Consider the following 9,666-nt stretch of genomic DNA (forward strand, 5'->3'; position numbering starts at 1 on the left):
GCCGACTGCCGACTGCCGACTGCCGATCGCCGATCGCCGATCGCCGATCGCCGATCGCCGATCGCCGACTGCAGACCGCAGACTGCAGACCGCCGATCGCCGATCGCCGATCGCAGACCACTCGGTTGGCGAGCATCGACCCTGCTGTGTGCTGCTCGACCGCCTCTCGCCGCTCGCCGACATCAGCCGCTGATCGCAAGCCGCTGCTGACCGCAGGCCGCCGGCGCGCGCACCGTCATGCGTCCCGCGGCGCGCACCTCAACCAGCCAGCACCGGCAGCTGCCGCAGCCCCCTGATCGTCGACCCCGGCTTGCGCCGTACCGGGCCCGCGATCCTCAGCTGGGGCATGCGCTCCGCCAGCAGCTGCATGGCGATCGTCAGCTCCATGCGGGCCAGGGGTTGGCCCACGCAGTAGTGGGCGCCGCTGGAGAAGGCCAGGTGGTCGGCTGGGTCCTTGCGGTCGATGTCGAATCGCTCCGGGTGGTCGTAGACCTCGGGGTCGCGGCCGGCGGCGCCGAGCAGGGTCACGACCGACTGGCCTTGTTTGATCCGGTGGCCTTCGAGCTCGACGTCCTCCAGGGCGATGCGGCTCGTCACCTGGACCGGGGGGTCGTAGCGGAGTGCTTCTTCGACCGCCTTCGGGGCCAGGCGTTCGGGGTCCGCGCGGAGTGCTTCCCACTGGTCCGGGTTGTTCAGGAGGGCCAGGATGCCGTTGCCGATGACGTTGACGGTGGTCTCGAAGCCCGCTATCAGCAGCAGGAAGACCATCGGTTCCAGTTCGGCCGGCTCGATCTGGTCGCCTTCGGCGGCGATCAGGCGGCTGATCAGGTCGTCGGCCGGTTCGCGGCGGCGGAGTTCGAAGAGCTTCTCGAACAGGGCGTGCAGCTTGGCGTCCGAGGCGGCGAAGCGTGAGGCCTGGCGCAGGGACTGGATGCCGTCGAGGGCGCTGCCGATGACGGCGCCGTGCTCGGCGAACTCGCCGCTGTCGGCGTCGGGGATGCCCAGCAGTTCGGTGATGACGCTGATCGGGAGCGGCGCGGCGAAGCCGGAGACCACGTCGAAACGCCCTGTGGCAGACGCCCGGTCGAGCAGTTCGCCGACCGTGCTCTCGATGCGGGCCCGGAACGACGGCAGTGTCTTCGGGCTGAACGCCGGCTGGGCCAGCCGCCGCAGCCGGGTGTGGTCCGGGGCGTTCATGCCGAGGAACGACATGTCCAACTGCTCGTCCTGCACCACGCCGAACCTGCGGTCCCGCAACACCGCGTTGCACACCCGGTGGCTCGTCGTCGACCAGTTCCCCCGCGCCGTCAGGGCCAGCGTCCCCCGCTCGCGCATCCGCCGGTAGATGGGATACGGGTCCTCGCGCCCCTTCCGCGTCATGAGCATCGCCAGCGGCTCGCGCCGGATGTGCGCCAGATACTGCGTGCTGGCGCGTTGCATGGAGAGGTACGCCGCGAATCCGGCCGTCTGCGAGAACTTGCTCATGCCCGCACGCCCAAACCGTGCAGCAGAGTACTGAGCGCGAGATCCGGCGCGTCGAGCGGCGCCAGCTTCCCGAACTGCACGCACTCGGCGGCCGTGTACACGAGCGAATACAGCGTCTGCAGCATCCACCAGTCCGGCGTCGACGCGGCGAGCAGCCCCTGGCTCCGGGCCCGATCGAGCACCGCCAGGCAGCGCTTCTCCGCGTCGATGTACCGCTCCGTGAGTTCGTGGTCCTCGTCGAGGACGGGGTTCCGCCACAGGAACGTCAGCTGCGGACCGCTCTCGATCATCGCGACGATCAGCCGCCGCAGCCCCGCCTCGGTGCCGGGCTCGTCGGCGACGCGGTCCACCGCCTGCTCGTAGATCTCCGTGGCCCGCAGGCCCACCGCGCGCACCAGGTCGTCCCTGGTCGCGTAGTGCTTGTGCAACGTCGTACGGCTGATCCCGGCGGCTTCTGCCACTTCGGCGAGCGAGGCGCCGGGTTGGGCCAGGAGTACTTCCGCGACGACGTCGAGCAGGGGCCGCTTCACCGCGCGTCGGGAGCGGCCGAGGATGCCGGACTGAACAGTCATGTTCAGAACGGTACGCCTGCGTTTTTCACATGACAATGGTGTGCGGTAGTGAACGCCTCTGAACAGCTATAGCGACTCCCCCGAAGCGAGCCGCTCGTCGGTGATCGCGGGCAGCGGCGTCGCCTTCGGCCGCCGGCTGAGCCGGGAGCCCACCGCGCCCCACACCTGCCGCATCGCCGACGCCGGCACGGCGATCGGCACGTACGCGACCATCGCCGCCAGGCTCGCCCCGGCCAGCCCGAGATCGGAGTCGCCGGCGACGTGGTTCACCGCCATGGCGACCGCGACCACCACGGCGCCGCCGATGACCGGTCGCCACGTGACCGCGAAGATGCGGAGCGGATGGATGCCCACGGCGCGCAACGTCAGGAGGTAGGCCGGCCCGATGAGGCCCGCCGCGACGATGACGTGGCCCAGTCCCACGCCGCTGATGCCGTGGCGGTGCGCGCCGATGATGAGCGCGGGGATCAACGCGGCCAACCAGATCGCCTGGACGGTCAGGAGCGCCCGGGAGCGCCCGGCGGCAACCATGAAGTCGTAACAGAGCTCGAAGATGATCCGCAGCAGACCGAGAATCGCCAGGTAGCGCAAGGCACCGGCGGCGCCGGTCCACTGGTCGCCGTAGACCGAGCGGATGATCGGGCTCGGCAACGCCGCCAGCAGGGCGCAGGCCGGGACCGAGGCGATCAGCAGCGGCGAGAGTCCGCTGGTGAAACCGTCGGTGAGGGTCTGCGCGGAGACGGCCGCGCGCGAGAACCCGGCGAAGGAAACGCGCCGCGCCGTCTCGGAGATCGCCCGCACCGGCCAGCTCGACATCGTGAACGCCACCCGGTACAGGCCCAGCGCCACCGGCCCGAGCGTCGCGCCGACCACCGCGCTGTCGGTGTTCATCGTCGCCAGGACGAACAGGCTCGCACCGGCCAGCGGGGCGCCGTAGCGGATGAGTTCGCGGGCCACCGCGCGGTCCCAGCCCGGCCGCAGATATCCGGGGGCTGCGATACCACAGCCGATCAGCGCCACCATCACGCCGGCCACGCCGCCCCAGGCGAAGCTGGAGGCACCCCAGCCGCGGAACGCCAGGATCAGCGTCAGGCCGGAGCTCACGACGAAGGTCAGCAGGTCGATCGTCAGCCGCGCGCGCTGTCGGAACTCGCGCATCAGCACGGCGTTCGGGACGCAGGCCACGCCGTCGACGACCACGGCGAAGCACAGGATCCGCAGGACGCCGGTCGCGTCCGGGGAGCCCAGCATGATCGCGATGTCGTGCGCCAGGAACCAGAGCGCGACGTACAGCAGCGTGCTGGACGCCGTCGCGAGCGTGACCACCGTCGGCGCGAACGTGCGCGGGTCGCGGTCCCAGCGCACCACGGCCAGGCTGACGCCCAGCTCGTTGAACGACAGCAGCACCGCCTGCGCGACGCCGCCGACCGCGTACAGGCCCCAGTCCCGCGGCGTCAGCGCGCCGCGCGCCAGGACCACGCCGGTGGCGAAGGTGCCGATCCGGATCAGCAGGGTGTTGATCAGACTCCACTTTGCGGCGGAGCGGACCCGGTCGCCGAGCGATTCCGGTGCGTCGGCTTGCGTCTGGCTCATCCGGTACCTGCCTGGGCTCGGGCTCTGGCGGCGGCTTCCGAGCGGGCTATGCCTAAATAAGCACCCGAACAGCCGAAGAGGAGGAAGAACAACCCGCTGAGCATCGGGAAGCTGAGCGTGTCGAAGGTGGCGCTGATGAAGAGCATCACCGCGAAGGCCGCCGCGAAGCACTGGCCGAGGTCGCGGTACGGCTCGTCCACGCTCAGCTTGCGGCCCAGCCGCCCGGCGCGGATGCCGGTGAAGTAGATGACCAGCACGGCCAGGACCCCGACCACGCCGACCTCGACGAGCGCGAGGAGGTAGTAGTTGTCGGTGTAGCGGTAGAGGCTGGGGATGAACGTGGCCGGGCCGCGGCCGAACCACGGCCGTTGTTTGATGTACGGCGCGACGCCCGCGTAGTCCTTCGTGCGGGCCTGCGAGCTGTTGTCGGAGGTTCCGGAGGCCGAGGAGAACAGCACCAGGATCGTGCCGAGCAGGCCCGGGACGAGGACCCGGACGGCCGCGGCCCCGACCAGCGTCATGAGGTAGGCGGGGCGGCGCCGGGCCTTGGGCCAGGACGGCATCAGCACCGCCAGGACCACGACCAGGCCGATGATCGCGGTGCGGGACACCGTCATCGGGAGGCTGATGATCATGGTGGTCACCGGGCCGTAGCGGCGCAGCATGTTCTTCAGCCCGGTGCCCCAGCGCGCGGCGTCGCCGGCCTGCTGGAGCGCGAAGGGCAGGTGGACCGCGATCACCGCGCCGAACTCCAGCGGCTGGGTGGTCGTGGCCTGCGCACGCAGGTGGCCGCCGCGGGCGCCGGTGGCGGCCGGATCGCTGTTGGTCGCCAGGCCCGGGATGATGACGTGCTCGGTCAGCTGCCAGCCGGAGAAGAACTCGAAGATGCCGATCACGGCCACGACCGTGCCGAGCAGGACCAGCCGGCGCAGCAGCACCTCCAGGCGGGCCCGCTCGGTGATCCCGGCGGAGGCCACGACCACCAGGCCGCACCAGATCAGCATGAGGATCAGGGCCCGGTCGGCGGCCTGGGTCTCCAGCGGGCTGGCCGAGCGGCCGGACAGGCCGATGTAGGACAGGGTGAAGGCGACGGTGAAGACGCACATCGCCTTGCGCACCGAGCTGGACCCCGGATCCAGGCTGAGGCGCCCGGTGAGGCGTCCGGCCAGGAACCACAGGAGCGCCATGACCGAGAAGATGGTCGCCGGGGCGCCCAGGGCGCCGAGGTTGGCGAACGTCTGGGTGGCCGGCGCCAGCATCACCAGGGCGGCGTAGATGGTCAGAATCGAGGCGGCGTCGCGCTTCGGGGGCTTCGCATCCGGCGTGGCCGTCGCGGGCTTGCGGGCCGGGGCGACGTCGCCGCCGCGACGGATGGGGCGACGCAGGCGCGGAGGCGCCGGAGCGCTCACGTCCCGGCGCCCGTCAGCGCGAGCCCGGATCGCGATCGGTGATCGCGAGGTGTTCGAGCGGGAGTGGCTCGATGTCGATCCACGGCTCGGTTTCATCCTCGTCCTCTGGATCGAACTCGGGATCGCGGTAGCGGGGGAGCTGGGAGGCGGAGGACAGGGCCGGGGTGCGTCGGGCCAGGGTGCCGGTGCCGGCGCTTGCGGTGCTGATGCTGTTCCCGCTTCCGGTCCCGCTTCCGTTTCCGGTCCCGTTCCCGGAACCGATCCGGCGGCGCGGCTGGCCGGCGCGCTCGCGGGCCCGGCGCAGCGCCAGCGCCTCGCTGCCGAAGACCGAGAGGAAGAGGATCGCCAGACCGAAGACGCCGGCCCCGGCCACGTCCTCGAACTTCTTCTTCATCGACGTCGTGGGCTTCTGCGGCGGCACCACGACCACCGCGCGGATCAGCGTCGAGCTGGGCAGCGAGGCCGTGGTGGTGGTCTGGATCACCGCGAGCTGGTCGATCGCGTACTGGTCGAACGTCTGCAGTTCGGTCAGCACCTGGTTCTGGTTCTTACCGCTCACCGTCAGAGTGAGGAAGGGCCCCGAGGCGTTCGGGGCGAGCTCGGCCGAGGCCGGGTCGACGACCCCGCGGGCGGCCAGATCGGCCGCCGACTGGTCCGAGCCCAGACGGCGCGCGAGAAAGTCCGCCATCGGCGTCAGGGAACTGTCGAAGGCCAGGAAAGGATTCCCGGTCCGCTGGTTCGCGCTGGAAGCCGCCGACGAGTTCAGAAGACTGATCGTCGACGTGGTCTGATACGTGGACGAGATCATCGTCCAGGCAGCTCCCGGAAGGGCGATAGCCACGATCAGCGCGGGGATGGACACGTACCATCGCCGCAGCATGACGCGCAGCATCGTGCCGAGATCCATGGTCCCCCCACGTTTCGCTTCGGCCCGCGTGCCGAATCCCAGACGGAACCCGACGGTGGTCCATGATAGGGCCGTATAAGGCCACGGGGAAGGAAACGGACAAGGTCGCGGTTGAGGGGATCTCCCTCGGCCCGCGGGCTTCCGCACCGGCCCACCGGCCTGCATCATCGAGAACGTCGTCGCGGGCCACCAACGGCGCGCACGACCGGCCGAGGAGGGGACGAGTGTGAGGGCGCACGACGCGCAGGGCGAGCCCGGCACGGCGGGCACGACGCGGGGCTGGCGGAACGCCCGCGTGGTGCGCGAGGTGCGGCTCCGCGCGCGCGCCTGGTGGCTCGCCATCCCGATCCTGGCGGTGACGATGGCCGGCGGCTACGCCGCGACCCACCCCGCGCCCCGCTACCGGACCCAGGCGGTGGTCCAGGTCGAGGCCCCGGCGATCGAGCAGGCGAAGGCAGACAACCCGAACCCCTACGCGGACCAGAAGGCCTCACTGGCGGCCACGGCAGCCCTGATCGCCGAGGGCCTGTCAAGCGACTCGAGCGCCGCGCAGCTCCACGCCGAAGGCATGTCGGCGGGCTACTCCCTGACCCCGCGCAACAGCGGCACAACGCAGGAGCCGTACTACTGGCTGCCGCGCCTGGACATCACGGCGGACGGCCCGAGCGTCGCGGCAGCCTCGGGATCGCTGAAGATCCTGCTGAACGCCCTGAACGCAGACCTCGACGACCTACAGAACCGCGTCGGCGTCGACGCCGGCGACCGGGTGCGGACGCAGCTGCTGGTATCGCCCTCGACCGGCCCGGTGCCAGTGCGCAAGACGCGGGCGCTGGCGGGCGTCCTGCTGATCGGCGGCGGCGCCGCAGCGCTGATTCCCGGGTGGGTGCGGCGCGAGGCCCGGCGGCGGAGCGCGGGGCGCGGCGGGCGGCGGTTGGAGGTTGCGGGGGCGGAGTGGTGAGGGTGGTTGGGGGCGGGTTGCGCTGGCGGCCGCCGGTCGGGAGCGGTGAGCGGGGCCGGGGTGGCCAGGTTGCTGGTTCCGGTGAGAACCGGTGCCGTGGTGGTTGCGGGTGGCGACGGGGCTGCGCGACCGGCCATGTGGCTAGGGGGTCCGAAGGACCATGTGGGGTGTTGGTTCTGGGTCCCTCGCCGCGTCGACGGGCGAAGCCAACCTGGCCGGGCTGGTGGTGTCCAGCCGGGCGCGACTGCACCACGGGGCTTCCCCCTGGTTGGTGGACACCTTTGATCGGCCCTTGGTGGGCCGTGGAGAGGTGATTATTTATGGTGTTCAAGCTCTATCCGCCGGGGTTCCGTGCCGATGCGGTGGCGCTGTATCTGTCGGATCCTGGCCACACTCTCGGTGCTGTGGCCCGTGACTTGGGGGTCTCCCGGCAGTTACTGCATCAGTGGGTGAACGGTGCCGCCGGGGTCGACGTGGCGGACATCAGCAGCCGCACGAACCACACGACCTGCACCGACGGGGAGACCGTGTACGACAGCCCTACCAGCCCCGAGCCCGGCGGCGAGCCGGAGCCGCCGCAGGCGCAGCTGGAGATGCTGCGCCGTCAACTGGCACAGGCCCGCAAAGAGAACCAGAAGCTCACGGTCGAACGTGACATCCTGCGTGCGGCCACACAGTTTTTCGCACAAGAGATGATCTGGTGAGCCGCTGCCAGTTCATCGAGGACCACTGCGATGCCTGGAGCATCAAGCGGCTGTGCCACGTGCTGAACGTGCCACGATCCTCCTTCTACAAGTGGCGTACCGGCCGGGCCGGCCGCGCCGCCAGGGCCGCGGCCGACGCCGCCCTGGCCGAGACCATCGGGAGAATCCATCAACAGTGGTCGGGGACGTGGGGCTCGCCGCGGATCACGGCCGAACTGCGCGAACAGCACGGCATGGTGATCAACGAGAAGAAGGTCGCGCGGGTGATACGCGCCTTCGGCATCGTGGGCCTGTGGCTGCGTCGTCGCGCGACCACGACCATCCCCGACCCGCAGGCATCGATGATCCCCGACTTGTTCGGCCGGGACTTCACCGCCGATGCGCCGAACACCAAGTACATGGGCGACATCACCTACCTGCCCTACGGCGACGGACAGTTCCTCTACCTGGCCACAGTGATCGACTGCCACAGCCGCCGCATCGCCGGCTGGTCCATCGCCGACCACATGCGCACCGACCTGGTCACTGATGCCCTCAAAGCCGCCGCGGCACTACGCGGCAGCCTGCATGGCGCGATCTTCCACTCCGACCACGGTGCCCAATACGCCTCGGCCCAGTACGCCGATATGTGCCGCAGCCTGGGCGTCACCCGCTCCATGGGCGCTGTGGGCACCTCCGCCGACAACGCCGCCTGCGAATCCTTCCACGCCAGCCTCAAACGCGAGACCCTGCAACACCGCCACCGCTGGGACACCGCCGACCAAGCCCGCACCGAAGTCTCCAACTGGCTCCACCGATACAACACACACCGACGACACTCCGCCAACGGCCAACTCAGCCCCAAAACCTACGAACACGCATATACACTCGCACTAGCCGCATAAACACACAGGGTGTCCACCTTCAAGGGGGAAGGCCCCACAGCAGCAGGGGTGCGGCTTGATACCGCCGGACCGGACTGGTTCCGTTTACGGCGACGACGCGGCGAGGGACCCAGAACCTCGGCGACCACAAGCAGCGACTGCCGCCGGCCAGCGCGGCGCAGGCAACAGCGTGATGGCAAGCCGAACAGTCGCGGGCCGCCGCCAAACAGCAGGTCGTGCGGGTCGCCCCCTCGCTGTAGAGTGCCCGCCGGAGGCCTCGAGGTGCCCACCAAACGCGGCAGGCAGCCGCCAGACCAAACGCGTGCGCAGTGACTCGGACCTGTGCGTGGTCGTGGACGCGAAAACCGCCAGCCGCCAACGCACCACAGTAGCGACCTGAACTACTGCGCGGTCTTGCCCGCGAAAACCGGCGGCCGCCACCGCGCCGGCGCAGAGACTTGAACCGGTGCGTGGTCGTGTCCATGAAAACCGGCGGCCGCACCGCGCCGCCGCACAGACCTGAACCAGTGCGCGGTCTTGCCCGCGAAAACCGGCGGCCGCCAGCGCAACCCCGCCCCGCACAATCGAACTGCGTCCCCCGCGAGGTCACCAAACCTTAGGCGAAGCCGTAAGAAAAGCCTGTAAAGCCACAGATCAACCGCAACCTGCCAACAATCAGACCCTACTCCCCGAACAACTCCTCCAAAGCCCGCTCAACAACCTCCACCCCCGGCGTCGGACACACCCACCCCGCCGCCCGCATGGCGGCCAAGAACTCCGCCTCCGGGGCGAAGCCGTACTCGCCGAGGTAGTAGGCCAGCGCGTCGTTCCACACCCATGTGCCGTCCGTGCGGAAGTTCATCGGCACCACCTCGCCGCGTGCCGGCTCGACGAAGTCCGGCTCCGTCGCGGTCGTCATCAGCAGCGCGGTACCCGCCGCCAGGTACGCCAGCGGCTCCGTGCGCTCCGCCGGGGTGAGGCGGGGGTGGTTCGGCAGGTAGTACGGGACGCCGTCGGTGGCGCCGTCGAAGACTTTGGCGATGCGGGTTGTGTTCGGCGTGTTCGTCGTGCCCGGCGCGCCCGTCGTGCTTGGCGTGTTCGTCGCGTTCGTCGTGCCCTGCGTGCCCTGCGTGCCCGGCGTGCTCGGCATATTCGGCGTATCCGGCATAGTCCTC

Annotated in this window: 8 protein-coding genes; 2 read left to right on the top strand and 6 right to left on the bottom strand. The window is 70.1% G+C overall.

Annotated elements, in window-relative coordinates; translation table 11 throughout:
- Positions 1–258 precede the first annotated feature (258 nt).
- The 5 genes from ABH920_RS13450 to ABH920_RS13470 all read right to left on the bottom strand — a co-directional run bounded on the left by ABH920_RS13450 (position 259) and on the right by ABH920_RS13470 (position 5,966).
- Complete coding sequence (locus ABH920_RS13450; protein ID WP_370349266.1) at positions 259–1,485, bottom strand: cytochrome P450; 1,227 nt, start codon at positions 1,483–1,485, stop codon at positions 259–261.
- Complete coding sequence (locus ABH920_RS13455; RefSeq protein ID WP_370349267.1) at positions 1,482–2,057, bottom strand: TetR/AcrR family transcriptional regulator; 576 nt, start codon at positions 2,055–2,057, stop codon at positions 1,482–1,484. Before ABH920_RS13455 ends, ABH920_RS13450 begins: the two co-directional genes overlap by 4 nt.
- A 66-nt stretch (positions 2,058–2,123) precedes the next feature.
- Positions 2,124–3,650, bottom strand: coding sequence for an oligosaccharide flippase family protein (locus ABH920_RS13460; RefSeq protein WP_370349268.1), 1,527 nt, complete (start codon positions 3,648–3,650; stop codon positions 2,124–2,126).
- Entirely contained in the window at positions 3,647–5,059 is a 1,413-nt protein-coding gene (locus ABH920_RS13465; protein WP_370349269.1) for an O-antigen ligase family protein, read from the bottom strand. Before ABH920_RS13465 ends, ABH920_RS13460 begins: the two co-directional genes overlap by 4 nt.
- 13 nt (positions 5,060–5,072) lie before the next feature.
- Positions 5,073–5,966: a hypothetical protein gene (locus ABH920_RS13470; RefSeq protein WP_370349270.1), complete on the bottom strand. Its 894-nt coding sequence runs from the start codon at positions 5,964–5,966 to the stop codon at positions 5,073–5,075.
- 226 nt (positions 5,967–6,192) lie between these two features.
- Between ABH920_RS13470 and ABH920_RS13475 the strand changes: the two genes are divergently transcribed.
- Together ABH920_RS13475 and ABH920_RS13480 are read left to right on the top strand one after the other, a co-directional pair.
- The gene (locus ABH920_RS13475; RefSeq protein ID WP_370349271.1) at positions 6,193–6,924 is read left to right on the top strand and encodes a hypothetical protein; all 732 of its coding nucleotides are present in this window, start codon (positions 6,193–6,195) and stop codon (positions 6,922–6,924) included.
- A 320-nt stretch (positions 6,925–7,244) separates the two neighbouring features.
- Positions 7,245–8,512 (top strand): IS3 family transposase gene (locus ABH920_RS13480; protein WP_370349272.1). Its coding sequence is split into 2 segments (ribosomal slippage): positions 7,245–7,602 and positions 7,602–8,512, totalling 1,269 coding nucleotides; the frame shifts between segments, so codons are not numbered across the junction.
- Positions 8,513–9,173: 661 nt separating this feature from the next.
- On the opposite strand, the gene ABH920_RS13485 is transcribed toward ABH920_RS13480, so the two are convergent.
- Positions 9,174–9,659: a hypothetical protein gene (locus ABH920_RS13485; RefSeq protein WP_370349273.1), complete on the bottom strand. Its 486-nt coding sequence runs from the start codon at positions 9,657–9,659 to the stop codon at positions 9,174–9,176.
- Positions 9,660–9,666 lie beyond the last annotated feature (7 nt).

It is taken from the genome of Catenulispora sp. EB89, from assembly GCF_041261445.1.
GTDB lineage: Bacteria > Actinomycetota > Actinomycetes > Streptomycetales > Catenulisporaceae > Catenulispora.

What these genes read in the sequence shown, in the direction of transcription:
- ABH920_RS13450 (WP_370349266.1), bottom strand. Translation starts at nt 1,485, where the DNA reads ATGAGCAAGTTCTCGCAGACGGCCGGATTCGCGGCGTACCTCTCCATG.
- ABH920_RS13455 (WP_370349267.1), bottom strand. Translation starts at nt 2,057, where the DNA reads ATGACTGTTCAGTCCGGCATCCTCGGCCGCTCCCGACGCGCGGTGAAG.
- ABH920_RS13460 (WP_370349268.1), bottom strand. Translation starts at nt 3,650, where the DNA reads ATGAGCCAGACGCAAGCCGACGCACCGGAATCGCTCGGCGACCGGGTC.
- ABH920_RS13470 (WP_370349270.1), bottom strand. Translation starts at nt 5,966, where the DNA reads ATGGATCTCGGCACGATGCTGCGCGTCATGCTGCGGCGATGGTACGTG.
- ABH920_RS13485 (WP_370349273.1), bottom strand. Translation starts at nt 9,659, where the DNA reads ATGCCGGATACGCCGAATATGCCGAGCACGCCGGGCACGCAGGGCACG.